The sequence below is a fragment of the Microbacterium sp. BH-3-3-3 genome (assembly GCF_007679045.1).
In the GTDB taxonomy this organism is placed as follows: Bacteria; Actinomycetota; Actinomycetes; order Actinomycetales; family Microbacteriaceae; genus Microbacterium; species Microbacterium algihabitans.
In genome coordinates this window covers 505,992-531,503 of sequence record NZ_VEFS01000001.1, presented here as the reverse complement: position 1 = coordinate 531,503, position 25,512 = coordinate 505,992, and the positions used below count along the sequence as shown (strand labels likewise).

General features: G+C 70.6%; 23 protein-coding genes. 15 read left to right on the top strand and 8 right to left on the bottom strand.

Going from position 1 to position 25,512, the window contains the following annotated elements; all coding sequences use genetic code 11:
- Positions 1–296: 296 nt before the first annotated feature.
- Both FS769_RS02515 and FS769_RS02510 read right to left on the bottom strand, forming a co-directional pair.
- Complete coding sequence (locus tag FS769_RS02515) at positions 297–533, bottom strand: acyl-CoA carboxylase epsilon subunit (RefSeq protein ID WP_144828946.1); 237 nt, start codon at positions 531–533, stop codon at positions 297–299.
- A complete protein-coding gene (locus FS769_RS02510; RefSeq protein WP_396652401.1) occupies positions 530–2,137 on the bottom strand; it encodes an acyl-CoA carboxylase subunit beta in 1,608 nt (535 codons plus the stop codon). Before FS769_RS02510 ends, FS769_RS02515 begins: the two co-directional genes overlap by 4 nt.
- Positions 2,138–2,294: 157 nt before the next feature.
- Between FS769_RS02510 and FS769_RS02505 the strand changes: the two genes are divergently transcribed.
- From FS769_RS02505 to FS769_RS02465, 8 genes are all read left to right on the top strand, one after another.
- The gene (locus FS769_RS02505) at positions 2,295–3,077 is read left to right on the top strand and encodes a biotin--[acetyl-CoA-carboxylase] ligase (protein WP_144828940.1); all 783 of its coding nucleotides are present in this window, start codon (positions 2,295–2,297) and stop codon (positions 3,075–3,077) included.
- Between the two features lie 50 nt (positions 3,078–3,127).
- Entirely contained in the window at positions 3,128–3,679 is a 552-nt protein-coding gene (locus FS769_RS02500; RefSeq protein ID WP_144828937.1) for an RNA polymerase sigma factor, read from the top strand.
- Positions 3,676–4,452 (top strand): hypothetical protein, encoded by a 777-nt coding sequence (locus FS769_RS16735; protein WP_186325396.1) that lies wholly within the window; start codon positions 3,676–3,678, stop codon positions 4,450–4,452. The genes FS769_RS02500 and FS769_RS16735 overlap by 4 nt, the downstream gene beginning before the upstream one ends.
- A gap of 50 nt (positions 4,453–4,502) precedes the next feature.
- On the top strand, positions 4,503–5,057 hold the full coding sequence (locus FS769_RS02485; RefSeq protein WP_144828930.1) for a PH domain-containing protein: 555 nt from the start codon (positions 4,503–4,505) through the stop codon (positions 5,055–5,057).
- A 259-nt stretch (positions 5,058–5,316) separates the two neighbouring features.
- Positions 5,317–6,450 (top strand): 5-(carboxyamino)imidazole ribonucleotide synthase, encoded by a 1,134-nt coding sequence (locus FS769_RS02480; RefSeq protein ID WP_144828927.1) that lies wholly within the window; start codon positions 5,317–5,319, stop codon positions 6,448–6,450.
- A 94-nt stretch (positions 6,451–6,544) separates the two neighbouring features.
- Entirely contained in the window at positions 6,545–7,012 is a 468-nt protein-coding gene (gene purE / locus FS769_RS02475) for a 5-(carboxyamino)imidazole ribonucleotide mutase (RefSeq protein WP_144831809.1), read from the top strand.
- Positions 7,009–8,472, top strand: coding sequence for an LCP family protein (locus tag FS769_RS02470; protein WP_260979673.1), 1,464 nt, complete (start codon positions 7,009–7,011; stop codon positions 8,470–8,472). Before purE ends, FS769_RS02470 begins: the two co-directional genes overlap by 4 nt.
- Positions 8,469–9,572: a glycosyltransferase gene (locus FS769_RS02465; protein WP_144828924.1), complete on the top strand. Its 1,104-nt coding sequence runs from the start codon at positions 8,469–8,471 to the stop codon at positions 9,570–9,572. Before FS769_RS02470 ends, FS769_RS02465 begins: the two co-directional genes overlap by 4 nt.
- An 80-nt stretch (positions 9,573–9,652) precedes the next feature.
- Here the strand turns inward: FS769_RS02465 and FS769_RS02460 are convergent, their stop codons facing one another.
- Positions 9,653–10,375 (bottom strand): ABC transporter ATP-binding protein, encoded by a 723-nt coding sequence (locus FS769_RS02460; protein WP_186325395.1) that lies wholly within the window; start codon positions 10,373–10,375, stop codon positions 9,653–9,655.
- Between the two features lie 7 nt (positions 10,376–10,382).
- Positions 10,383–11,249, bottom strand: coding sequence for an ABC transporter permease (locus FS769_RS02455; RefSeq protein ID WP_144828917.1), 867 nt, complete (start codon positions 11,247–11,249; stop codon positions 10,383–10,385).
- Positions 11,250–11,409: 160 nt separating this feature from the next.
- Between FS769_RS02455 and FS769_RS02450 the strand changes: the two genes are divergently transcribed.
- Genes FS769_RS02450 through FS769_RS02420 form a run of 7 tightly spaced genes read left to right on the top strand, consistent with a single transcriptional unit; the run spans position 11,410 to position 20,260 of the window.
- Positions 11,410–13,098 (top strand): glycosyltransferase, encoded by a 1,689-nt coding sequence (locus FS769_RS02450; protein ID WP_144828914.1) that lies wholly within the window; start codon positions 11,410–11,412, stop codon positions 13,096–13,098.
- Positions 13,092–14,021, top strand: a complete 930-nt coding sequence (locus tag FS769_RS02445) for a glycosyltransferase family 2 protein (RefSeq protein ID WP_144828911.1) — start codon at positions 13,092–13,094, stop codon at positions 14,019–14,021. The genes FS769_RS02450 and FS769_RS02445 overlap by 7 nt, the downstream gene beginning before the upstream one ends.
- A complete protein-coding gene (locus FS769_RS02440) occupies positions 14,018–15,964 on the top strand; it encodes a DUF6541 family protein (RefSeq protein WP_144828908.1) in 1,947 nt (648 codons plus the stop codon). The genes FS769_RS02445 and FS769_RS02440 overlap by 4 nt, the downstream gene beginning before the upstream one ends.
- On the top strand, positions 15,954–16,868 hold the full coding sequence (locus FS769_RS02435) for a glycosyltransferase family 2 protein (RefSeq protein ID WP_230704304.1): 915 nt from the start codon (positions 15,954–15,956) through the stop codon (positions 16,866–16,868). The genes FS769_RS02440 and FS769_RS02435 overlap by 11 nt, the downstream gene beginning before the upstream one ends.
- 41 nt (positions 16,869–16,909) lie before the next feature.
- Entirely contained in the window at positions 16,910–18,046 is a 1,137-nt protein-coding gene (locus FS769_RS02430; RefSeq protein ID WP_144828905.1) for an NAD(P)-dependent oxidoreductase, read from the top strand.
- Entirely contained in the window at positions 18,043–19,143 is a 1,101-nt protein-coding gene (locus FS769_RS02425) for an acyltransferase (RefSeq protein ID WP_144828902.1), read from the top strand. Before FS769_RS02430 ends, FS769_RS02425 begins: the two co-directional genes overlap by 4 nt.
- A gap of 16 nt (positions 19,144–19,159) precedes the next feature.
- Positions 19,160–20,260 carry a glycosyltransferase family 1 protein gene (locus tag FS769_RS02420; RefSeq protein WP_144828899.1) on the top strand — a complete coding sequence of 367 codons (1,101 nt, stop codon included), beginning with the start codon at positions 19,160–19,162 and terminating at the stop codon, positions 20,258–20,260.
- Here FS769_RS02420 and FS769_RS02415 read toward each other — a convergent pair.
- From FS769_RS02415 to FS769_RS02400, 4 genes are read right to left on the bottom strand one after another with little or no spacing between them, the layout of a single operon-like run.
- The gene (locus tag FS769_RS02415) at positions 20,250–21,491 is read right to left on the bottom strand and encodes a hypothetical protein (RefSeq protein ID WP_144828896.1); all 1,242 of its coding nucleotides are present in this window, start codon (positions 21,489–21,491) and stop codon (positions 20,250–20,252) included. The two genes, FS769_RS02420 and FS769_RS02415, sit on opposite strands and share 11 nt — an antisense overlap.
- The gene (locus tag FS769_RS02410) at positions 21,484–21,915 is read right to left on the bottom strand and encodes a DUF2304 domain-containing protein (protein ID WP_144828893.1); all 432 of its coding nucleotides are present in this window, start codon (positions 21,913–21,915) and stop codon (positions 21,484–21,486) included. Before FS769_RS02410 ends, FS769_RS02415 begins: the two co-directional genes overlap by 8 nt.
- Complete coding sequence (locus FS769_RS02405; RefSeq protein ID WP_144828890.1) at positions 21,912–22,643, bottom strand: glycosyltransferase family 2 protein; 732 nt, start codon at positions 22,641–22,643, stop codon at positions 21,912–21,914. The genes FS769_RS02410 and FS769_RS02405 overlap by 4 nt, the downstream gene beginning before the upstream one ends.
- A 40-nt stretch (positions 22,644–22,683) precedes the next feature.
- On the bottom strand, positions 22,684–25,407 hold the full coding sequence (locus tag FS769_RS02400) for an LGFP repeat-containing protein (protein WP_144828887.1): 2,724 nt from the start codon (positions 25,405–25,407) through the stop codon (positions 22,684–22,686).
- Positions 25,408–25,512 lie beyond the last annotated feature (105 nt).

The window sequence follows — 25,512 nt, the reverse complement described above, 5'->3', positions numbered from 1 at the left end:
TTTCCGGATGCCGAGGTGCCCGCGCCCGCGCGACGGGGGTCTCCGGCAGCGCGCCCAGCCCACGGAGCAGACCCGGGGGGAGGCCGTCGACGCAGCGGGGGAGAGGATGGGGTGAGGGGCGGCGATGCGCCGACCCCTCACCCGGGCGAACGGTTACCCGAAAACCGTCCGCACGGCCGAATCCGGCTCGAAGGAGCGGTCCGGCCGAACGCGTGATGCGTTCCAGCTCCTCCAGTATTCGCGACGGTCAACGCGGCGTCTGTAGGTATTTCGGGGGACACTTCCCGTCCGAGCGGTCAGCCCGTGAAACCGTGCCACCCCGCGGCGCGGTTCAGCGGTGCACGCAGACCGCGCGCCGAGAGCTCCCACCGCGAGCGGGGCGCGTCGTCGGGCGCCGTGGCATCCGCCACCTCGCGCAGGTACGCCTCGCTGACCACGACGATCGCCGCGGCCAGCTCCTCTTCGGTCGGGGTTCCGCGCACGACCTCCGCCACGGCGGGCGGCAGGTCGGCGGCGGATGCGGCGTCGGTCACAGCGGGATGTTCCCGTGCTTCTTGGCGGGCAGGCTCGCGCGCTTGTTGCGCAGCGCCCGCAGGGCCTTGGCGATCGAGACGCGCGTCTGCGCTGGCTCGATGATCCCGTCGAGCTCACCGCGCTCGGCCGCCAGGAACGGCGACGCCACGTTGTAGGTGTACTCGTTCGCCAGGCGCGTGCGCACGGCCGCGACGTCTTCGCCGGCCTCTTCTGCGCGCTTGATCTCGCCGCGGTAGAGGATGTTGACCGCGCCCTGACCGCCCATGACGGCGATCTCGGCGGTGGGCCACGCGAGGTTGATGTCGGCGCCCAGTTGCTTGGAGCCCATGACGATGTAGGCGCCGCCGTAGGCCTTGCGCAGGATCACGGTCACCAGCGGCACGGTGGCCTCGGCGTACGCGTACAGCAGCTTCGCGCCGCGGCGGATGACGCCGGTCCACTCCTGGTCGGTGCCGGGGAGGTAGCCGGGAACGTCGACGAGGGTGACGATCGGCACCGAGAACGCGTCGCAGAAGCGCACGAAGCGGCTGGCCTTCTCGCCCGCGTCGATGTTGAGGGTTCCGGCCATCTGCGAGGGCTGGTTGGCGATGATGCCGACCGTGCGGCCCTCGATGCGGCCGAAGCCGATCACGATGTTGGGTGCGAACAGCGGCTGCACCTCCAGAAATTCTCCGGTGCCTGAGCCTGTCGAAGGGTCCACGATGCCGTCGATCACGGTGTGGATGTCGTACGGCTGGTTCGGCGAGTCGGGGATGACGGTGTTCAGCGAGCGATCGGCATCCGTCGTCTCGAACTCGAACGGCGTCTCGTACACCGGGATCTCGGCGAGGTTGTTGTCGGGCAGATAGCCGATGAGGCCGCGCGCGTAGTCGATCGCGTCGTCTTCGTCGTCGGCGAGGTAGTGCGCCACGCCCGAGCGGGTGTTGTGGGTGTGGGCTCCGCCGAGCTCCTCCATGCCGACGTCCTCGCCGGTGACGGTCTTGATGACGTCGGGGCCGGTGACGAACATCTGGCTGGTCTTGTCGACCATGATGACGAAGTCGGTGAGGGCGGGGGAGTACACCGCTCCACCGGCGGCGGGTCCCATGATGATCGAGATCTGGGGGATGACTCCGGATGCCGCGGTGTTCAGGCGGAAGATCTCGCCGTACTTGCCGAGGGCGACGACGCCCTCCTGGATGCGGGCTCCGCCGGAGTCGAGGATGCCGATGATCGGGATGCCGCTGCGCAGCGCCAGCTCCATCACCTTGATGATCTTGTCGCCGGCGACCTCGCCGAGCGAGCCGCCGAAGGTCGAGAAGTCCTGCGCGTACACCGCGACGGTGCGGCCGTGGATCGTGCCGGTGCCGGTGACGACCGAGTCACCGTAGGGGCGCGACTTGTCCATGCCGAACGCGGTGGTGCGGTGGCGCACGTACTCGTCGAGCTCGACGAAGGAGCCGGGATCGACCAGCATCTCGAGCCGCTCGCGGGCGGTGAGCTTGCCCTTCGCGTGCTGCTTGTCGCGGGCGGCGGCTTCGGCGTCGACGACCGCCTCCTGGAACCTGCTGCGCAGGTCGGCGATCTTGCCGGCGGTGGTGAAGAGATCGGGCTGGTCGGTCACGCTTTCCACCCTAGCGACAGCGTCGGCGCGCACGTTGGAGGGTGCGCACAAGCGAACCGGCGAGGCGCTGTGGCATCCGGCCATCGCGGCACGAAGAGGCCGATGCCGTCGGCGCAACCGGATGCCGCGCACCGGGCCGGTTGCCTAGGGTGTGGTCATGCCGATCCCCGCAGCCGGATACCCGCTCGCCGCCGCCCACAGCCCCCGCCTCCAGGTCGTCGAGACCACCGACTCCACGAACGCCGACGTCGTCGCCGCCGTCGCCGCCGACCCCGAGGGGTGGCCGCACCTGTCGCTGCTCGTCACCGACGACCAGCGCGCCGGCCGCGGCCGCCTCGACCGGTCGTGGACGGCCCCCGCCGGAACGGCGCTCGCCGTGTCGGTGGTCGTCGACGCGACGATGGTCCCGCCCGCATTGCGAGGCTGGATCCCCCTGGCGGCGGGAGCTGCGATGACGCGCGCGATCGGCCACCAGCTGACCGGCCACGGCGGCACCGCCGAGCTGAAGTGGCCGAACGACGTGCTCGTGGACGGCGGCAAGATCTGCGGCATCCTCGCCGAGGTCGTGCCCGGCGACCCCGACATGGTCGTGGTGGGCGCGGGAGTGAACACGCGCATGACCCGCGCCGATCTGCCCGTGACCACGGCGACCTCGTTCGCCGCGATCGGTGCCGAGTGCGACGACGACCAGCTCCTCGCCGACTACCTCGACGACCTGTCGAAGACGCTCGCGCGCCTGACCCACGACGACATCGACCGCGTCAACCGCGAGATCGAGAAGCTGTGCGTCACGGTGGGGCGCGAGGTCGCGGTGGCGATGCCCGACGGGACGACCCTGGCCGGCACCGCGGTGCGCATCGATCCCGACGGACGCCTGGTCGTGGCATCCGGAACCATCGAGACCATCGTCTCGGCCGGCGACGTCGTGCACGTGCGCTGACGCCTTCGATCGATCGGGAACCATCCGCGCCCCTGCGGACATCCCCGGGTATGAACGATCCCGACCTCCTCCTGTGGCCGCGTGCGCGGGACGGCGATCGCGCCGCCTTCCGGACGCTGTTCGACCGGCACGAGCAACGCCTGTTCCGCCACGCGGTGCGGCTGCTGAGCGTGCGCGAGGACGCGAAGGACGCCGTGGCGATCGCGTTCCTCGAACTGTGGCGCAAGCGGCGCACCGTGCGACTCGTCGACGGTTCGCCGCTGCCCTGGCTGTTGAACACCGTGACGAACACGGTGCGCAACCTCGAGCGGTCGGGTCGCCGCCACCGCCTCGCGCTCAGCCGGATCGATCACGATCCGCGTCACGCGGAGATCGCTGCGCGCGACGAGTCGGGCATCCTCGGCGTGCTGGCGACCATGCCGGTGCGCGATCAGCAGGTGCTCGTGCTCTCGGCGATGCAGGGCTACACCGAGGCCGAGATCGCCGCGGCGCTCGGCGTCGCGCCGGGCACCGTCAAATCCCGCCTCTCGCGGGCGAAGGCGCGCCTTCGCGTCGCCGCGGACGGCCTCCACCCCCTCTCCGCCGAAGGAGCAGTGCGATGACGAAAGACGACCACCTCACCCCTCGCGAGCGCGCGTCGCTCTCGGACGCCATCGACGCCGGCATCGACAACCTCGAGCACCGCCGGCGTCGCCGCACCCTCGCCCTCACGGGCGGCGCGGCGGCCGTGCTGGTCGCGGCCGTCGTGGGCACGTCGGTCTTCGCGAGCGGAGCGCTCTCCGGGGGCACGGTGGCGGCGACGCCCACCGTCGTCGCCAGCCCGACGCCGACGCCGACTTCCGCTCCGACGACTCCTGCGTCCACGCCACCGGCCACCACGCCACCGGCCACCACGCCACCGGCCACCACCGTCCCGCCGACCGCGACCGCCGATCCCGCCGATCCCGCGCAGTGGCGGGTCACCGATGAGGGCATCGGACCGGTGAAGCTGGGCGAGGGCATCCTCGACGCGGTGGCGGGCTTCCCCGACGCCGCGACGTGCCGACCCGACGGAGACCCCGCCTGGATCGCCGAGAACGGCTCGCTGTGGCTCGTGCGCGATTACGAGGGCGATCCCGACACCGTCGGCGTCGTCTCGTGGGACCGCTACGACAACGACGCCCCCGACTTCACGGTGGGGCCGCGCACCGATCGCGGCATCGGCATCGGGGCGACCGAAGCCGAGGTGCGCGCGGCCTACCCCGACGCGCAGTACACCGTCACCGACGAGGGCCGGCTCATCGCCCGGGACGGACTGGTGACGATGCGCACCCGCGACGGAGTGGTGGTGCAGCTGGCGGTCTCGCGAATGCTGCCGGGTGAGTACTGCGGGTGAGGTCCGCGTGGCATCGGGATCGCACAGGCTCGACCACGCACAATGAGAGCGTGACCCAGCCGTCGAGCTCGATCGGACGCCCGCGTACGCCGGCGCCGGGGGTCGCCGCGCCTGAACTGCGCATCGCGCGCCTGCGCTCGCACGCGCGGCGCCTGTCGCTCTCGGCCCTCGTGCTGATCGGCGTCGCGGGGGCCACCGCCTACTTCTACGACAACCTGCCCGAACCCTATGAGAACTGGATGTTGCTGACCGCGGCGGGTGCTCTCGTGCTGCTGCTCGTGGTGGTGCCCTACCTCGTCTGGCTCTCGCACACGTGGACCATCACCACGCGGCGGGTGATCGAGCGTTCGGGACTGTTCGGAACGAGCCAGCGCGAGATCTCGCACGTGCGCGGCTACGCGATCCAGATGCGGCGCGGCATCCTCCAGCGCCTGTGGGGAGCCGGCACCCTCAGCCTGTCGAACGGCGTCGAACCGCCGCTCCGGATGAAGAACGTGCCGAACGCCGTGCTCGTGCACGAGACGCTCGTCGACCAGGTCGAGGTGAACCAGATCCTCGCGCACCGCGACTCGCAGACCTTCGGTTCGGGCTCGATCGACACCTGAGGCGCGCCGGGGCGTCGCGGTCTGCGGGTTGCGGTCCCTTCGACAGGCTCAGGGACCTGGGTGGCGCCGGGGCGTCGCGGTCTGCGGGTTGCGGTCCCTTCGACAGGCTCAGGGACCTGACGGGTCGCGGGGGTGCGCGGGTCGCGGTCCCTTCGACAGGCTCAGGGACCTGGGCTGGGCTCAGGGACCTGAGGGCGCCGGGGCCGGGTCGCATCGCCGCGCGCGGCCCGTCAGAATGGGAATTGACGGAAGGAGCGGCATGGCGCTGCGAGTCGGAGTGGTCGGTGGCGGACAGCTGGCGCGGATGATGATCGCGCCTGCCGTCGAGCTGGGTGTCGAAATCCGCGTTCTCGCGGAGACCGAGGGCATGTCGGCGGCGCTCGCCGCGACGGCCGTCGGCGACTACCGCCACGCCGAGACGGTGCTCGCCTTCGCCCGTGACGTCGACGTCATCACCTTCGACCACGAGCACGTGCCGCAGGACGTGCTCGCCGCGCTGGTCGCCGCCGGCGTCGCCGTGCACCCCGGTCCGGCGCCCCTCGGCGTCGCGCAGGACAAGCTCGTCATGCGCGCCAAGATGGCCGAGCTCGGCCTGCCCCAACCCGACTGGGCCGCCGTGTCCTCGGCATCCGATCTGCAGGACTTCCTCGACGCCCACGGCGGTCGTGCCGTCGTGAAGACCCCGCGCGGCGGGTACGACGGCAAGGGCGTCCGCGTCGTCTCGGCCGCGACCGAGGCCGACGACTGGTTCGCCGCTCTCGCCGAAGACGCAGGCGGCGGCTCGCTCCTGGTCGAAGAACTCGTCGACTTCACACGCGAGCTCGCGCAGCAGGTCGCGCGTCGCCCGTCCGGCGAGGTGCGCGCGTACCCCGTGGTCGAGACCGTGCAGCGCGGGGGCGTGTGCGCCGAGGTCGTCGCTCCGGCGCCCCGAGCGGACGCCCGCGTGCAGCGCGTGTCGGCCGAGATCGGCGTCGCGGTCGCCGAGGGGCTGGGGGTGACGGGCATGCTCGCCGTCGAGCTGTTCGAGACCACTGACGAGCGCATCCTCATCAACGAACTGGCCATGCGGCCGCACAACAGCGGTCACTGGACCCAGGACGGCGCCGTCACGAGCCAGTTCGAGCAGCACCTGCGTGCGGTGCTCGACCTCCCCCTGGGGGCGACGGATGCCGTGGCCCCGTGGACCGTCATGATCAACGTGCTGGGCGGCCCGGCCGAGGGCACCCTCGACGAGCGGTTCGCCGGTGCCATGGCCGCGCACCCCTCCGCCAAGATCCACACCTACGGCAAGGACCCGCGCCCGGGCCGCAAGGTCGGCCACGTCAACGTCGTCGGCGACGACCTCGACGACGTCGTCTACGAGGGTCGAGCGGCTGCCGCGTTCTTCGACTGAGCGCGCCGCTCCGCGATCTTTCAGCGGGCGCGCCTAGCCTGGACCGGTGACCCGGCCGCTGCATTCCTCCGAGACGCCCGTGGTCGGCGTCGTCATGGGCTCCGACTCCGATTGGCGCGTCATGGACGCCGCCAGTCAGGTGCTGACCGAGTTCGGCATCCCCCACGAGGTCGAGGTCGTCTCGGCCCACCGCACTCCTGACAAACTCGTGCGCTACGGCCGCGAGGCCCGGGGCCGCGGACTGCGCGCGATCATCGCCGGGGCCGGGGGAGCGGCGCACCTGCCCGGCATGCTGGCCTCGGTCACCTCGGTGCCCGTGATCGGCGTGCCCGTACAGCTGGCCACCCTCGACGGGCTCGACTCGCTGCTGAGCATCGTGCAGATGCCCGCGGGGATCCCGGTCGCCACCGTCTCGATCAACGGGGCGAAGAACGCCGGTCTGCTGGCGGCGCGGATCCTCGGCAGTGCCGACGCCGACATCGCGGACCGCGTCGAGGCCTACGCCCGCGACCTCGAACAGCAGGTGGAGGAGAAGAACCGCCGCCTGAAGGACTCCCTGTGACCCTCGCGGCTCCGCGCCCGCGCGCGCAGGAGCGACTCGTCGACGCACAGCCGCTGCGACACCCCGACGCCACCTCGACCGAGGTCATGACGCGCCGCGGATGGTGGCTCGTGGTGCTGAACTTCGTGCTCCCCGGGTCGGCGCAGGTGGTGGCCGGCAATCGCCGACTCGGCCGGTTCGGGCTCGGTGCCACGCTGCTGATGTGGACCGTGCTCGTGCTGACCGGCCTGTTCGCGCTGCTGTCGCCGAGCGTGCTGTTCGCCCTCGCGACCGGGTCGTTCATCCCCGATTTCCTGTCGTGGTTCCGTCCGCTTCCGCTGACGATCGTGCAGATCGTGCTCCTCGCGTACGCGGCCCTGTGGGTCGTTCTCACCATCGACACCCTGCGGCTCGTGCGGCTCGTGCGGGTCGGGCCGATCGCGCGCATCGCCATGACGATCGTCTCGGTCGGTCTGCTCGCGCTGTCGGGCTCGGGCGCCGCGTGGGCCGCGCAGGCGGCCGGCACCACGAGAGACGCCTTCTCCCAGCTCTTCGCACAGTCGGCGGCGGTGGTCCCGCCCTCCGACGGGTACTACAACATCCTGCTGCTCGGCGCGGACTCGGGCGAGGGCCGCGACTCCATGCGCTTCGACAGCATCTCGGTCGTCTCCATCAACGCCGACACCGGGGCGACGACGATCACCGGCATCCCGCGCGACATGCCGCACTTCCCCTTCGCGCCGGGGCCGATGCAGGACGAGTACCCGAACGGGCACACCGGTTACGCGAACGCGACGTGCGGGTGGGGCAGCGGCATCAACCAGCTGCGCACCGAGGTCGAGATCTGCCAGGACGGCAACAAGCTGTACCCCGGCACGAAGGAGCGGGGCAGCGAGCCGGGCATCGAGGCGACGAAGGATGCGGCCGAGGGGATCCTCGGCATCCAGATTCCTTATTACGTCCTGATCGACATGAAGAGCTTCGCCGACGTCATCGACGCGCTCGGCGGGGTCGACATCAACGTGCAGGAGCGCCTGCCTAAGGGGGGACCCGCCTACGACGGCCAGCCCGTCGACGACTGGGCGTTCGGCTGGATCGAACCCGGCCAGCAGCACATGGACGGCGATACGGCCCAGTGGTACGCCCGTTCGCGTTACACCACGAGCGACTTCGACCGCATGCGCCGTCAGCGCGAGCTGCAGGAGGCGGTCCTCTCGCAGTTCACCCCGCAGAACGTGCTGACGCACTTCCAAGAGGTCGCGAACAGCACCACCAGCCTCGTCGAGACCGACCTGCCGCAGGGCCTCATCGCCCCCACGCTCGTCAACCTCGCGCTCAAGGCGAAGGACCAGCCGGTCGGCACGCTCGAGCTCACCCCCGCGGGCGGTGTCGACGAGTTCGACCCCGACTACGCCCAGGTGCAGCAGATGGTGCACGACAAGCTGCACCCCCCGACCGAAACGGAGAGCCCCGCGCCGTGACCGTCACCCTCCGCGTCGTCCTCGATCAACTCGTCGCTCCGACCTCGCGCGATCTCGCCGAGGCGTCCGCGTCGCTGACCGAGGCGCTCGTCGCCACCGCCCCACGCGGCTGCGACGTCGCCGCGATCACGCCCGCACCGGGTCTCGGCGACGACCAGCCCATCGCCGGGCTCAGCTCCGAGACGCGCCTGGCCGTGCGTCGACGCGAGCTCGCGGCGTCGTGGCAGCTCGGGGTGGCGCCGGGGATCGGCAAGGGACTCATCCACTCGCCCACGGCCCTCGCCCCGCTCGTGCGCCACGACCGCGTCAACGAGACGCACCAGATCGTCGTGACCCTCTGGGAGCTGCGCGCGTGGGAGACCGCCGACGAGCTTCCGAAGTCCGAGGTCCTCGCCGCGCGCGCCCTGCTCTCGCGGATCGGTAAGCACGCCGACGCCGTGATCGTCCCGACGCACGCGATGGCCGAGCGCCTCACCGAGATGGCCAAGCCGAAGCTCGCGAAGAAGGTGCGCGTGCTGGGGGGAGCCCCCGCCGCCGGCCTGCGCGTGCCGACCGACGCCGTGGGGCGCTTGCGCCACCTCGATCTGCCGTCGTCGTTCATCGCCGCGGCCGGGGCCACCGCGGCATCCGACGATCTCTCCTCCGTCTTCGCCGCGATCGCCGAGGCGGGCGCCGACCTCGACGTCGTGGTCCTCGACGTGCCCGAGGGCGAGGAGGCCGCGGTGAGCGACCTCGCCGTCGCCGCCGGCCTCACGGCAGCGCGCGTGCATGCGCGGGGCTCGCTCGACGTTCTCGACCGCGCCGCGGTGCTCTCGCACGCGAAAGCTTTCGTCACCGCGAGCTCCCGCACCGACTGGCCGTGGCGGGCCGTCGACGCCCTCGCGCTGGGCGTGCCCATCGTCGCGCTCGACACCCCCGTGCATCGGGAAGTGCTGGCGGATGCCGCGGCCTTCGCCACCTCCGACGCACTCGGCCCCGCCCTCGCGCGCGCCCTGGGCGACGACGCCGACCGGCTGCGCGTGCTCGCGGGCGACCGTGCGAAGGGCTTCGCCTGGCCGGCGTTGGCCGAGCGCGTATGGGCCCTGCACGCCGAGCTCTGAGTCACGGCATCCGGATCAGTCCCCACCGGGGTGAAACGCGTGCCGTCTCCGCGTGACGCTCGCCGCGCGATCGGGTGAGATTACTGGCGCATGAGCTCGACGGCGCGCTTGCTCTCGCCGTCGAAGGCCACGTTCCCTTCGCGCAGCAGGATGCCGCGACCGCACAGGTTCGACACCATGTCGAGGTCGTGGCTGACCACCACGAGCGTCTTGCCCGCGTCGTGCAGCTGACGGATGCGGGCCAGGCACTTCTGCTGGAACGGCTCGTCACCGACCGACAGGATCTCGTCGATCAGCAGCACGTCGACCTCGGTGTGGATCGCCACCGAGAACGCCAGGCGCAGGAACATGCCCGAGGAGTAGTGCTTGACCTCGGTGTCGATGAACTTCTCGATCTCGCTGAACGCGACGATGTCGTCGAAGCGCTCCTCGGTCTCGCGCTTGGTCATGCCCAGGATCGCGGCGTTGAGGAAGATGTTCTCGCGACCCGACAGGTCGGGGTGGAAGCCGGCGCCGACCTCGATGAGACCGGCGACCCGCCCGCGGGTGCGCACCGCACCGCTGTCGGGGCTGAGCACGCCCGAGATGAGCTTGAGCATGGTCGACTTGCCCGAGCCGTTGAAGCCCAGCAGCGCCACCGCCTCGCCCTGCGCGATCGAGAACGAGACGCCGTCGAGCGCGTGGAAGTCGGTGGTGAGGGGCTTGCGGCGCACGGCCGCGAGGAAGGTTTCTTTGATGCTGTGCGTGTGGCGCAGCTTGAAGTCCTTGTGCACCTCGTCGACCACGACGCTCGGCTCGGTCATGGTGTGATCAGAGGTCCTGGGCAAAGCGACCCTCCAGACGGCGGAAGACGAGCTGGCCCACGAGCAGGAAGGTCAGCGAGACCACGACGGCGACGCCCGAGTACGCGAGCAGGCCGGGGAGGACCTGTCCGCCCTGCGGGTCGAGGGGGTACCAGACGCCGTAGTGGAACAGTTCGACGGCGACGGTGAGCGGGTTCAGCCGGTAGAGCACGAACAACCAGTGCGGAACCTGGTTGGCGACCATCTCCCACTGGTACATCACAGGCGAGGCCCACACGGCGCACATGACGATGATCTCGACGAAGCTCTGCGCGTCGCGGAAGGTGACGTTGATGGCTCCGAAGAGCAGCCCCAGTCCGGTCGCCAGCAGCGCGATGATCACGAGGGCGAGCAGCAGGGCCCCGATGTGCAGCAGAGTGGGCGCCCAGCCGAAGATCATCGCGATGATGAGCACCACGACGATCTGCGGCAGCGTGTTGACCGCGGCGATGAGCATGCTCGACACCGGGAACATCTCGCGCGGCAGGTAGATCTTCTTGATCAGGGCGGCGTTGTCGATGAGCGAGCGGGTGCCGTTCGAGAACGCCTCGTTGAAGAAGGTGATGATCGTGTTGCCGGCGAGCAGGTAGATCGGGAAGAACTCGACGCGGCCGTTCATGCCGAGGAAGACGCCGATGGCCAGGAAGAACACGACGAACTGCACGAGCGGCTTGACGTACGACCACAGCCAGCCCAGGACCGACCCGCGGTAGCGGATCTGGATCTCCTTGCGGACGATCAGCGACAGGAGGTACCGCCGTCGGAAGACGTCGAGGAGTCCGACGCTTCCGCCCGGTTGCGTGAGCACGGAGGGCTCGGGCGATCTGCGGGACATTGCCCTCCTTGAGGCAGTGGATGGGGGAGGGGCGGCGGGAAGCCCCGGCGCGGAACGGGCCGCCCTCGATCCTAACCGGTCGCCCACAGGGAGCCCCCCATGTGGGTTGCTAGGATCACCGGGTCGCCCCCCGCCCGACGAAGAAAGAACTCTCCTCGCTGTGAAACTCGAAAGCGTCCTGGGCCAACCGGCTCTCTTCCAGTTGACGGCGGAGGCGGACGTCCCCACCGAGCTGTCGGAGCGAGAGCGTCGACTGCTGGTCGGAGCGCTGAACTTCCACGCTCTCACCGCCCCGGGTCGCGAGATCGACGCGCACGTCTACGACGGCACGTGGGAGCTCGAGCCGCGCACGACCGACGACGCCACCTTCGACGGGTTGTCGCGCATCTTCCGCAAGCGCCTCTACAGCCTGCGCTTCCGCAGCACCGTCGAGCCCGAAGACCGCCGCCACATCCGCGCCGAGGCCGTCGCCGACGCGATGATCGATCTGCCGCAGCGCCACCTTTACGTCTCGAGCGACGCCGCCCTCGACTTCGACCCGCCCCGCCACCTCGCCCGCGATCCGCTGCGTCGCGTTCTGCGCGCGGTGCGCGCCCGCACTCCTCTGCTCTACGACGAGGCGCGCGACCTCGAGCTGCTGCGCCATCGCCGCAGCTACGCCAAGCCGGCGGCCCGTCGTCAGTACGACAAGGAGTTCACCGGCAAGGGGCATCACGCCACGAGCGAGATCGTGCCGGTCGGGCCCGCCGAAGAGGGGGCCATCCCCGCTGTCCTGATCGGCATCCACTGGTTCGAACTCGGCGGCGCCGAGCGCTGGGCGTTCGAGACCATTCGACTGGTGCGCGAAGCGGGCTTCCTCCCCATCGTGATCAGCGGCCGCGACTCCCACCAGCCGTGGATCACGCGCGCCGAGCTCGACGGCGCCGTCATCATCCCCTTCTCGGAGCACATCGCCCGCTCGCAGACGCCCGGCGTCGAGCAGCTGCTGCGCGGCCTGCTGCGCTCGTTCGACATCCGCGGCGTCGTGGTGCACCACAACCAGTGGCTGTACGACCGCCTGCACTGGATCCGGCGCTCGCGCCCCGACATCCCCATCGTCGACTCGACGCACGTGATCGAGTACCGCGGTGGCGGCTTCCCCGTCTCGAGCGTGATGGTCGACGGCGTGATCACCGCGCACCACGTCATCTCCCCGTCGCTGAAGCGGTGGATGACGCAGGTGCAGGGCGTGCCCGCCTCGAAGGTCGTCATGGCGCCCCTCGGCGGCCTCACCGTCGCCCCCCGCGACGCGCAGTTCCGCCCGCGCCGCGACGGCACTCCCTTCACGGTGGCCTTCGTGGGACGCACGGCGCGGCAGAAGGCCCCCGAGGTCTTCGTCGAGATGGTCAACCGCCTCGGCGACGCCGCTGCCGAGATGCGCTTCATCCTGCACGGAGACGGCGACATGTCGGCCTGGATCGACGACATCATCCGCAACGAGGGACTGGTCGACCGCATCGAGCGGCGCTCCTCGCGCGTGCCCGTCGACGACACCCTCGCCGAGAGCGACCTGCTCGTGGTCACCTCCCACAACGAGGGACTGACCCTCACCACGCTCGAGGCGATCTCGCACGGTGTGCCGGTGGTGTCCACCGACGTGGGCGCGCAGTCCGACCTGGTCCCCGCGCGCGCCCTCGTGCCGCGCAACGTCCACCGCGCCGTGGCGGGTCTCGCCGACAAGGTGCGCTGGCTCGCCGCCGACGAAGACGCGCGCCGCCAGCTGTGGACAGACGAACGAGAAGCAGAGAAGCGGCTCCTGGCCGCCCAGACGGCGAGCAGCTGGTTCGCACAGGAGGTGGGCTCATGGTGACGGTCGCCGCAGTCGTGGTCACGTTCAACCGACTCGAGAAGCTGAAGACGGTGCTCGCCTCGCTCGAGGCGCAGACGCACGCACCCGCGAAGGTGTTCGTCATCGACAACGCCTCGACCGACGGCACCGCGGCGTACTTGCTCGAGCGCGAGTGGAGGCTGCCCTACGAGGTCGTGACGATGGCGACGAACTCCGGCGGCGCCGGTGGCTTCGCCGAGGGCATGGTGCACGGGTACGCCTCGGGTGCCGACCACGTGTGGATCATGGACGACGACTGCTACCCCCGCCCGCAGGCGCTGGAGGCGCTCGTTCGCGGGTTCGAGCAGTCGGTGGCGGAGCTCGGCGGCGACGTTCCGTTCGCATGCTCGGTCGTCGAGTACATCGACGGCAACATCTGCGAGATGAACAACCCCGTCCCCACGTGGGACTGGGCGCGTCTGCTCGTCAAGGGGCAGTCCAACGTCATGGTCACGGCCTGCTCGTTCGTCAGCGTGCTGATCCCGCGCTGGGCGATCGCCGAGTACGGCCTGCCGTACCGCGACTACTTCATCTGGTTCGACGACCGCGAGTACACCCTGCGCCTGACGCGGCGGTGCCCGGGCGTGCAGGTGATGGACAGCGTCGTCGTGCACGACATGGGTGAGAACCGCGGTGTGAACTTCAGCATGGTGGATGCCAAGAGCGTGTGGAAGTTCGCGTACGGCGTGCGCAACGAGGCGTCGTACCAGCTGCACCACCGCGGTCTGCTGTACTTCCTCGAGTTCGGTGCGCGCCTGTTCGTCAGCCTGCACCGCGGACGCGTGTCGCTGCCCCTGCGGGCCAAGCTCCTCGGCCGCCTGTTCGCGGGCATCGGGTTCAACCCGAAGATCGAGTACCCCGAGCGCCGCCCGCAGCGCGAGCTCGCGGAGGAAGCGGCCGCGTGATCGGGGAGTGGTTCGCGGCCGTCCCCGCCCTGCTGGTGGCGGCCGCCCTCTTGATCGTGCCGGGCTACGCCGCCGCGCGCGCCGCGCGTCTGGGCGGACTGCTCGCGTGGGCGGTCGCCGCCCCCGCGTCGCTGACCGTCATCGGTCTGGCCTCCGTGGTGGCACCGCTCATCGGCATGCCGTGGTCGAGCGTGCCGGTGCTGATCGTGGCGGTCGTGGTGATCGCGATCGCGGCCGTGGTGGGCTTCTTCTTCCGCGCCGGGCGCTCGGTATCCGCCGTCTCCGTTCCGTGGGCGTCGGTCGCGACGATCGGCGGACTCGTCGTGGGCGCGGTGCTGCTCACCGCGCAGCTCGTGTACGTCGTCGGCGCTCCCAGCGACTTCTCGCAGAGCTTCGACAACGTCTTCCACCTCAACGCGACGCGCTTCATCCTCGACACCCAGAACGCCTCGCCGCTGCACGTGGGCCAGATGACGAGCCCCTCGGGCGGCGTGCCGTTCTACCCGGCCGGGTGGCACGCGAGCGTCGCTCTCGTCGTGCAGCTCGTCGGCTGCTCCATCCCCGTCGCCTCCAACGCGGTGATGATCGCCGGCGCCGCCCTCGTCTGGCCCGCCGGCGTGGTGCTGCTCTCGGCCACCCTGTTCGGTCGTCGCCCCGTCGTGCTGGCGGCCGCGGGCGTGCTGGCGGCCGGGGTTCCGGCCTTCCCGCTGCTGATGATCGACTACGGCGTGCTGTACCCGTTCTTCCTCGCGGTGTGCGCCCTTCCCGCGGTGCTCGCCGTGACCCTGTCGGCACTCGGCCTGCGCGCGCCCGAGAACGGCGCGTCGCGCGGTGTCGTCGTTCTCTTCCTCGTCGGCTCGCTGCCGGGCCTGGCGCTGTTCCACCCCGGCGCGTTCGTGGGCTGGCTGTTCGCGGGCACGCTCGCGCTGCTCTTCGCCGTCTTCGCCTACCTGCGCACCCGACCCGCGCGACGCGCGGTGATCCTCGTGCTGTCGGGCTCGGCGGTCTGGCTCGTCGTCGCGTTCGTCGCCTGGCGCATCCTGCGCCCGCCGCTCGAGGCGCGCGGGTGGCCCATCACCGAGACGCTCGGTCAGGCCATGGGCGAGGTCGCCACGCTCGGCCTGTCGGGCGGAGCCGTGCCCATCGTGCTCGCCGTGCTGATGTGGATCGGCGTCATCGCCGCGGTCCGCTCGCGCCGGCTGATCGAGGTGTACGCCCTGGTGACGCTGGTGGTGTTCGCGGTGCTGTACATCGCGGCATCCGCGTTCCCCTGGGGAAACTTCCGCGATCTGCTGACGGCGGCCTGGTACAACAACGCCCCGCGTCTGGCCGCGTTGATCCCGCTCATCGCGATCCCGCTCGCGGCCTACGGCGTCGCTGTCGTCGCCGCCGTGCTGGCGCGTCTGGTGCAGCGCACCTCGATGACTCCGCGCGCCGCCGTCGCCGCCCTGGTCGCCGTCGCGGTGGTCGTGGTCGGTGCCAGCCAGCTCGTGGCCGTGCGCGACGCGGTCGTGGGCGCGTCGGGAGGCTACCGCGTCACCCCCGACTCGGCCTTGGTGTCGACGGACGAGCTCGCCCTCATCGACAAGCTCCCCGAGCTGGTGCCCGAAGACGCCGTGATCGCGGGCAACCCGTGGACGGGAACGGGGCTGGCCTACGCCCTCGCCGACCGGCGCGTGCTCATGCCCCACCTGCTCATGGACGTCTCGCCCGACATGCAGGTCGTCAACGACGACCTGGTCGACGCCGACGACGACCCGAGCGTGTGCCCGGCGGTGGAGGCCACCGACGTCGACTATCTGCTCGATTTCGGTACGCACGAGGTGCACGGTGCGACCCATTCGTTCCCCGGCTTCGCGGGCGCCGCGAAATCGCCGTCCCTGCGGTTGGTCGACTCCGTCGGCACCGCCCGTCTCTACGAGGTGACCGCCTGTGGCCGCTGACGCCGTCGAGCCGATCGACATCATCGTGCCCTTCTGGGGCGACCCGCAGCTGCTGTTCGACACGGTGGAGTCGGTCTTCGCGCAGACGGATCCGTCGTGGCGGCTGACCGTCATCGACGACTGCTATCCCGATGAGTCGGTGCCCGCGCACTTCGCCGCGATCGTCGATCCCCGCGTCACCTACGTGCGCAACGAGCACAACCTCGGCATCACCGAGAACTACCGCGAGGCGATCCGTCGGGCCGAGTCGGAGCACCTCGTGATCCTCGGATGCGATGACCTTCTGCACCCGACCTACCTCGAGGTGATCCGCTCGACCGTGCGGGCGGTTCCGGATGCCGATGTCATCCAGCCCGGCGCGCAGGTGATCGACGAGCACGGCACGGTCGTGCGTCCGCTGGTCGATCGCGTCAAGACGGGGCTGCTCGCGCCGCGCCGACGAGGCGACGGAGCGATCGCGGTGCTGCGCGGTGAGGCGATGGCGACGAGCCTGATCCGCGGGGACTGGCTGTACTGGCCCTCGCTCGCGTTCCGCACCGAGACCCTGCGACGCATCGACTTCCGCGAGGGACTGCCGATCATCCAGGACCTCGCCCTGCTCATGGACATCGCGTTCGACGGGGGAGTGCTCGCCTACAACCCCAAGCTGGTGTTCTCGTACCGGCGTCACGGCGCCAGCGCGTCGCAGAAGACGCTGCTCGACGGTCGACGCTTCCGCGACGAGCGCGCGTACTACCGCACCGCCCGCGAGCTCGCCGCCGCGAAGGGCTGGTCGCGCACCGCGAACACGGCGCGCGTGCGCGTGATGTCGCGTCTGCACGGCCTCGCCGAGCTGCCCGGGGTCATCCGGCACGGAACGAGTGCCGGGATACAATCGACCGTCGCGCACATCTTCGCGCTCTGAGCGGCGTCGGCCTCCCGTCGCACCGAACTCCAGGAGAACTCTTGCCCGATCACGTGCTCATCACCGGCGGCGCCGGGTTCATCGGCTCACGACTCGCGCGGCGCTTCGTCGACGCGGGGCACACCGTGACCGTCCTCGACGCGCTCATCCCGCAGGTGCACGGCGACGACCCCGCGACCACGTCGCCGATGCTCCGCTCCATCGCCGACGACGTCGAGGTCATCCAGGGCACCGTCACTTCGACCGACGACCTGCGTCGCTCGCTGGCGCGCGCGACCGTCGTGGTGCACCTGGCCGCCGAGACCGGCACCGGCCAGTCGATGTACGAGATCGACCGCTACGTCGAGACCAACGTCGGCGGCACCGCGAAGCTGCTCGACCTGCTGACGAACGAAGAGAACGACGTTCACCGCCTCGTCATCGCGTCGTCGCGGTCGATCTACGGCGAGGGCGCGTACCGCACCGCCGACGGCCGCACCGTCTACCCCTCGCACCGGGCCGACGCCGACATGGCCGCCGGAGACTTCGAGGTGCACGTCGAGGGCGAGGACGCCCTCGAGCTCATCCCCACGGGGGAGGACGCCCGCCTGCACCCCTCGTCGGTCTACGGCATCACGAAGCAGATGCAGGAGTCGCTGATCATGACGGTCGCGCCCACGATCGGCATCCAGCCGGTCGCCCTGCGCTACCAGAACGTGTACGGCCCCGGCCAGTCGCTGAAGAACCCGTACACGGGCATCCTCTCGATCTTCTCGACCCTCATCCGCCAGGGCAAAGAGATCAACATCTTCGAAGACGGCCTCGAGAGCCGCGACTTCGTCTACATCGACGACGTCGTCGAGGCCACCTTCCTCGCCGCGACCCACGACGCGGCCGGCGGGCACGTGCTCAACGTGGGCTCGGGTGTGGCCACCACCGTCCACGACGTGGTCTCGGCGTTGTTCGCGGCGTTCGGCACCGAGGTGCCCACGCGCGTCTCGGGCAACTACCGCCTCGGCGACATCCGTCACAACTTCGCCGACACCACCGCCCTGCAGCAGCACCTCGGTTTCACGCCGTCGGTGTCGTTCCGCGACGGCGTCGAGCAGTTCGTGCAGTGGGTCCTCACCCAGCCGGTCGAGGGTGACAGCTACCAGCGTTCGCTCGACGAGATGGCCTCGCGAAACCTCCTGAAGTGAGCGTCGCCACCGCCCTGCGCGGGACGCCGTACCCCTATCGTGCGAACAGCCTGAACCTGTTCCGGCTGATCCTGGCCGCGCTCGTGCTCGTCGCCCACGCGTTCTACATCGCGGGGCGCGGCGAGGGCCCGCACCTGCACGGCGAGAACCTGGGCGGGTGGGCGGTCGCGGGCTTCTTCGTGCTCTCGGGCTTCCTGATCACGCGCAGCCGCCTGCGCACGCCGCCGGGGGAGTACCTCCTGCACCGCATCGCCCGCATCTTCCCGGGTTTCGTGGTGTGCCTGGTCGTCACCGCTTTCGTCTTCGCGCCGGTCGCCGCCGTCATCGAGCACGGCACCCTCGCCGGGTTCCTCAGCACGCCCCTCACACCGCTGCAGTACATCTGGGGCAACATCACGCTCTACATCGACCACTACTCGATCGGCACGACGCTGCAGTCGGTGCCCTATCCGGGAGCGTGGAACGGGTCGCTGTGGACGCTGTTCTACGAGTTCTGCTGCTACGTGCTCGTCTGGCTGCTGGGTGGTCTCGCCGTGTTCCGCCGGTCGCCGTGGCTCGCGGGCGTCGCGTTCGTGGTGAGCCTGCTGATCTGGATCGGTGTGGAGTTCGCGCAGCGGTGGGGGCTCGACGAGAGCTTCTTCCTCCTCGCCAAGCTCGCGCCGTTCTTCCTCGGCGGGGCGTTCGTCTTCTTCATCGTCGAGCGCGCCGGTATCAACGCGTGGGTCGCGATCGGGGCTCTGGCCGTCGCGCTGGCCCTGATCTTCCTCGTGCCGCGCTGGGGCGGACAGGCGGCGGCGCCCTTCCTCGCGTACGGACTGCTCTGGCTGTCGTCGGTCATCCCGCAGCCGCGGTGGATCGCGCGCAACGACGTGTCGTACGGCTTCTACATCTACGCGTGGCCGGTGCAGCAGCTCGTCGTCCTGGTGGCCGGGGCGTCGATGTTCTTCCCGCTCTACATCCTGATCACCGTCGTGCTCACCTTCGCGCTGGCGTACCTGAGCTGGATCCTGGTCGAGCGCCGGGCCATGCGGTGGGTGCGCCCCGCCGCCGTGCCGGGGGCTGCCGCGGGAGCCGCCCGCGACGCGCAGCGCTCCTGACGTAGGCTGGCTGATCGTGCCCCGCGTGCTCGTCGACCTGCTGTCCTACTCCGGTACCAAGGGCGGGATGGAGACCTACACCCGCGACCTGTACCGCGCCCTCGGTGAACTCGACGACGATTACGAGTACATCGGCTATCTGAGCCGCGAGGGGGCGACGCTGGACCGCTCGTGGTTCCCCGGTCGCATCATCGAATCGGGCATCAGCGGAGAGAACCGATTCCAGTGGGCGTGGGGCGAGCTGACCCAGGTGGCCCGCGCCGCCCGCGCCGAGGGCGTCGACCTCGTGCACGCCCCCGCGACCCTCGGCCCGCGTCGAACCGCGATGCCGACCGTCGTGACGATGCACGACATGCTCTACTGGTCGCACCCCGAGTACATGTCGACCCCGCTGTACACGGCACCGGTGAAGTGGATGGAGAAGGTCGCCGCCCGCAACGCGGCGCGCATCGTCACCATCAGCCCGACCTCGGCCGACGAGATCGTGCGCTTCCTCGGGGTGCCCCGCGACACCCTCGACGTGGTGCCGCTCGCGGGGAGCTCACCGACCGGCGTCGATCGATCGCGCGCGGGCGAGGCGGGGCCGTTCATCCTGGCGATGGGCAATCGTCGCCCCCACAAGAACTGGGGCGCGCTGATCCGTGCCATCGCGCTGATCCCGGCGGAGCGCCGGCCCCGCGTGATCATCACCGGAGGGCGCGGTGACGACCCGCTGACGGCGGAGGTCGACGCAACCGGCATGCACGACTGGGTGCAGCTGCGCGGATGGGTCGACGATGCCGAGGTGGTGGAGCTCTACTCGACCGCGACCGCCCTCGCGATCCCGTCGCTCGCCGAGGGGTTCTCGCTGCCGACGCTCGAGGCGATGGGCGCGGGCGTGCCGGTGCTGCTCAGCGACATCGACGTGCACCGCTTCGTCGGCGGGCCCGCAGCGCGCTACTTCGACGCCCGCGACGACCGCGCCGTCGCCGCCGCCATCGACGAGGTCTGCTCGGACGCCGACCTGCGTCAGCGGCTCAGCGTCGACGGTCTCGCTCGCGCGGCGGAGTTCACCTGGGAGCGCACGGCGCGCGAGACCCGGGCGAGCTTCGACGCCGCCCTCGGCCTCACGCGGTAGCAGTCGGGCGCCGTCGGGCGATGGTGACGGCGTGCACGACGACGCCGACGATCGGTCCGGCCACGAGAGCGACGAGAACGCGGGTCAGACCGTCGATCGGCACGAACAGCATCGCCACGGTGACCACGGATGCCGTCGCCCAGCCCGCCAGGTAGGCGGTGTGCCGCTGCGCCGAGAGCACGGCGGGTCCGGTGATGCAGAGCAGCCCGGTCAGGCCCGCGCTGCCGACGATCGCGGCGTACGCGCCGGAGGGGAGCTCGTACCGGTCGCCGTAGAGCAGGCCGACGACCCACGGACCCACGTACACCGCGAGCCCGGCCAGCACCGCGGTCAGGGCGAGCAGGCCCGCCCCCCACGTGAGCACGCGTCGACGCGCCTGCGCCGGGTGGTCGCGGAGCGTCACGACGAGATAGCTCTGCAGCGCGAGCAGGGGGATGACCAGCGGGGCGCGCGTCAGCGTGATGACGAGGATCAGCGAGGCCAGCAGAGCGGCGTCGACGCCCAGCGGAGCGAGACCGAGCAGGAACGGCAGTCCCGAGATCATCACGCCCGTGGCGATCGAGGCCCCCACCGTCTGCAGGCTCTGGCGCAGCAGCACGCGAAGCGTCGCGTCGACCTCGACGCGGTTCCGGATGCCGCGCCCCGTGACGATCCACAGGATCGCGGCCGCGGCGGCGAAGGGCAGGGCGACGGCCCATCCGGTCACGGCGACGCCGAGGCCCAGTACGACGGCGACACCGACCGTGATCGCGCGGAGCACGGCATCCGTCACCGTCATGCCGGCCACGCCGCGCCAATCGCGTACGCCGTACAGCGCCCCGCTGATGACGGCGACGAAGGTGTAGCCGACCGCGGCTGCCGCGAGCGCGGCGACGAGGGCGACGGCGTGGTCGCCGAACACGCGCGGCGCCCAGAAGAACGCGGACGCGGCGATGACCAGCGCCGCCCCGACCGCGTAGATCGACGCGAAGCGCCGGAGGATGGGCCACCCCCGACCCGTGTCGCTCGAGCGCGACGCGCGCGTGGTCTCCTGCTGCACGCCGGCCAGACCCGAGACGACCAGATACACGACCGACCAGAAGACGCTGAAGACGACGTACTGCTCACCCGTGAGGAACGCCGGGACCGCGGCCTGGATCAAGTACCCGAGGCCGCCGGCGACCACCGTCGCACCGAGGATCCAGGTGAGTCCGCCGCCGTTCGCGGGAGCCTGCGTGGGGGAGTCAGACACCCGTCTGCTCGATACCCGGCGTCGGACGCTCCGGCGTCGTCGGCTCGGGTGCGCGCGGCGACGAGGGTGCGTCGAGCGCGTCGACGCGCGCGGTGAGGTGCTCGAGCTGCGTGCGCAGGATCGTCACCTCTTCGGCGGTGCGCCGGATCTCGTCCTCGGCCTGGGAGAGCTCCCACGACAGGTGCAGGGCGACGGCGAGGAGCAGCACGATCGCGATCGCGAAGAGGAGGTTGGCGGGCAGCTCCACCCCGAGCACGCGGGTGAGTCCCTGCAGCAGCTGCGGGAAGATGCCGAGCACCAGAACGCCGAGGCCGATGACCAGCCACAGCGCCGCGTACTTCTCGCGCAGGCGGCGCGTGAGCAGGAGCGCCAGCACCACGACGATGAGGACGAGTGCCAGCACGATGCCGAAGAACACGATCACACCGGCCCCCGTTCCCGACCGGTGGGTCGTCGCATGATGGCCAGGCTCAGCGCGAACGCGGAACGCAGCAGGTAGACCGTGGATCCCCAGGCGCCCTGGCTGGGGCGTCCGAAGGCGCGCGGGCGCATCGCGACCGCGACCTGGGTGACGGTGAGGCCGGAGTGGCAGGCGGCGACGAGCGAGTCGAGCGTGTCGCCCAGGTACTCAGCGGGGTAGTACCGCACGTACTGCTCGATCGCGCGCGGGCCGGCGGCGCGGAAACCGCTCGTGACGTCGGTCAGGCGCGTCTTGGCGACGCGCGACACGATGGCCGCGAGCAGCTTCATCGCCCACTTGCGGGGTCCGCGCACCTGGTAGTCGCCGACGTCGCTGAAGCGCGCACCGATGGAGATGTCGGCGGTCTCGAGGCCCGCCAGCACGCGGTCGATGTCGGCCGGGTTGTGCTGACCGTCGGCATCCACCTGAATGGCGCGCTCGTAGCCCATGCGCTTGGCATAGGTGAAGCCGGTGCGCATCGCGCCGCCGACGCCGAGATTGAACGGGAGCGACAGCACGATCGCGCCGGCCTCGCGGGCGACGGCGGCCGTGGCATCCATCGATCCGTCGTCGACGACGGCCACGTCGTAGTCGCGACCCGTGGCGAGGATCTCGCGCACGGTCGTGCCGACGTTCTGCTCCTCATTCCATGCGGGAACGATGACGAGCACGGAGGAAGCGGGACGGGTCATGGTGCCTGAAGCCTATCAACCGGGCCCGTGCGCTCCCGCGTCACTGCACGCGGAACGAACCGTCGGCGCTGAGCACGAGCGTGCCCTTCTCGAACCGCTGCGACCACTGACCGTCACCCGAGCGTTCGTTCTCGATCGGCCATCCGAGCGAGCCCTTCTCACCCCCGCGACGCAGCCATTCTGCCCGGATCGCCCCGCGGGTGACGAAGCCGCCCTTGGCGGACACGAGGATGCTGCCGCCCGTGAAGTCCTGGCGGAAGCCGCCGGCCGTCGCGTACTCGTTCTTGACCGGAATGCCCAGGACGCCGCCCGCGCCGCCCTGCTGGAGGTGCACCGTGCGGATGTAGCCGCGGGTGACGTACGTGGCGGAGGAGCCGACGTAGACCGTGACCTTCTCGAACGGCTGCGCCTTCCACCCCGTCGCGACGGTGGCGAGCGGACCCGTCGCGAAGCCGTAGGCGTCGACCTTGCCGTTGTCGCGGTAGTTCTTCCACACCGCGCCCGTGACGGCGGTGGCGAAGCCGGTGCGCGCGACGGTGACCACGCCCGACTCGAACGGCTGGATCCAGCCGGACGCCTCTTCACGCTCGGCAGAGGTGGGGGCGCCGAGAGCGGCGAAGCCGCCCGCTGCGCGAGCCGTGTTCAAGATGGCCCCCACGATCGCTCCGGAGGCCGAGCGGTCCGCGTTGACCCAGACCTCGCCGCCCTGGAAGCTCTGGCTCTTGCCGCGCTCGGTGGTCTGGAAGGCGCCCGTCGGCATGCCCAGGCGACCCTGCACGCCACCCGCGGCATCGAGCGGCGTCACGATCGAGGCCGGCACGTCGACGGTCGTCGACGTGCTGCAGTAGATGCGACCGCCCTGGAACTGCTGCATCACCCCGCCGGCCACCTTCTTCTCGGGCCCCACCGCGGCGCCGAGGTAGCTGTTCGCCGCACCCAGCGAACGGTACTGGCGCCCGATGACCCCGGCCACGGCGTAGTTGCCGCTCTTCGAGGTGGTGAGGGTGGTCGCGCCGAAGTCCTGCGAGTACGACCCGTTCGAGCCGACCTGTGGACCGGTCGGGGGACCGACCGTGGAACTGGTCCCGGCGGCCGTGAGCGCCTTCGACAGCGCCGTCACGGCGAAGGTGCCGCTGGTCGTGGCGAAGACCGAGCCGCCCTCGAAGCGCTGCATGAAGCCGCCCGTGGTGGCCTTCTCGTTGTTGATGGGGGCGCCGAGCGCGCCGGAGATGCCGCCGGCCGCCGCGTAGCCGCGGTAGATCTCGCCGCGGACCGTGAAGCGGTCGTTCGCGCTGGTGCGCAGCATCAGCCCGGCGGTGAACTGCACGTACTGACCGGCGTCGACCTTGGCCACGGCGGTGGGCCAGCCCACGCTGGCGACTCCGCCCGCCTTGGTGTACACCGTCGTCCACGCCGCACTGAGGGCGGTGGTGGCGGTGGGGCCCTGGAAGATGCTGCCCCCGGCGAAGTCCTGCCGCGCGCCTCCCGAGAAGGAGTAGGCCCGGGTCGACGGCCACCCGAGGGTGCCCGTGACATTTCCGGCCTTCTCGTACGTGTCGCTGATCGGGGGTGCCACGGCGAACCCGCGCCCGTCCGAGGGGCGGACGTAGATGCGACCCGAGTCGAAGTCCTGGTACCAGCCGCCGAAGGCGCGCGAGACCGCGCCCGCGGGCCAACCCAGGCCGCTGTTCGCCTCGCCGACGGCGCGGTACTCGGTGCGCGTGCCGCCGACGGTCGCCTGAACGGCGGTGGTGCCGTTCTTGAGGTAGAGGTCGGCGTTCTCGAAGCGCTGCGACCACCCGCGACCGGGCCATTCCGTCATCGCGCCGGTCGATCCGCCGATCCAGCCGCTCGCGCCGCCGGAGTCCTGCCAGAAGCGGGTGATGGCCGCGCCGCGCTGGGTGGTGGTGCTGCCGAACCAGTCGGTGAAGAAGCGGAAGAAGTTGCGGTTGCCGTACGCCGAGCACGAGTCGCCCTCCCCGGCCCCGGCCCGCAGCGCCGCGGCGTTGGGCTGGTACGGCGTGTAGTAGTAGAGGTTCGCCGTGGCCTGGTTCTGGATGTACACCGGCGACGAGCCGCACGAGGCGTTCGGGTTGTACCGGATGTTCCACGTCTTGCCGGGGGCGTAGTAGGTGAAGTACTTGTTCTGCGAGTAGATCTTCAGCTGGCGGGCCGCACCGTAGACCTGGTTGAAGAAGCCGTAGTAGCGCGTGTCGCACGCCGCGGTGTCGGGGCAGCCCTGCCCCATGGCGATCGTGTAGCGCCAGTCGGACGGCCACGTGTGGGTGATGAGGCCCTGCTCCTTCTCGAGCATGACGATGAGCACCTGGGGGTTGAGACCGCACGCGGTGGCGACCTTCGACAGGATCCGCGCGGCGGATTCCGACGACGCCCCGGTGTAGGTGTCGCAATAGGTGTCGGCCGTGCGGGTCGCCGTGTTCTGCCGGAAGTCGCGCAGGCAGGTGTAGCCCGACTGGCACTTCGACACCTTGCCCTTGAGGAAGGAGTCGATCTGTCCCTCGGTCATCGTCGTGGAGTCGAAGAAGACCTCGTCCGAGATGATGTTGCCCGGTCGGAAGAGCGACATGTCGGCGGCGGGGCGCAGGTCGATGGCCGAGACGGCCGCCTGGGGGGCCGCGACCGCGGCGTCGGCCGCGGACGCCGAGGTGGGCGCGCCGGCGAGGGCGAGAGATGCCACGAGCGCGATCGTGGCCAGCGAGGCCGTGAAGATGCGCGCGGCCAGGCCGGAGATGCGTTCGGTCACCCGCCTTATTGTGACGGACGTGACGGGTGAATACCACCGTGAACCGAGAGACTGGTGATATATGAGCACTCGGCGGGTCGTCACGTGCCCCGCTGCCGGGGCGGC

Bases quoted from the DNA above. Each gene is read 5' to 3' on its own strand.
- FS769_RS02505 (WP_144828940.1), top strand. From the start codon at position 2,295: ATGCCGATCCCCGCAGCCGGATACCCGCTCGCCGCCGCCCACAGCCCC.
- FS769_RS02500 (WP_144828937.1), top strand. From the start codon at position 3,128: ATGAACGATCCCGACCTCCTCCTGTGGCCGCGTGCGCGGGACGGCGAT.
- FS769_RS16735 (WP_186325396.1), top strand. From the start codon at position 3,676: ATGACGAAAGACGACCACCTCACCCCTCGCGAGCGCGCGTCGCTCTCG.
- FS769_RS02480 (WP_144828927.1), top strand. From the start codon at position 5,317: ATGGCGCTGCGAGTCGGAGTGGTCGGTGGCGGACAGCTGGCGCGGATG.
- purE (WP_144831809.1), top strand. From the start codon at position 6,545: ATGGGCTCCGACTCCGATTGGCGCGTCATGGACGCCGCCAGTCAGGTG.
- FS769_RS02460 (WP_186325395.1), bottom strand. From the start codon at position 10,375: ATGACCGAGCCGAGCGTCGTGGTCGACGAGGTGCACAAGGACTTCAAG.
- FS769_RS02455 (WP_144828917.1), bottom strand. From the start codon at position 11,249: ATGTCCCGCAGATCGCCCGAGCCCTCCGTGCTCACGCAACCGGGCGGA.
- FS769_RS02445 (WP_144828911.1), top strand. From the start codon at position 13,092: ATGGTGACGGTCGCCGCAGTCGTGGTCACGTTCAACCGACTCGAGAAG.
- FS769_RS02405 (WP_144828890.1), bottom strand. From the start codon at position 22,643: ATGACCCGTCCCGCTTCCTCCGTGCTCGTCATCGTTCCCGCATGGAAT.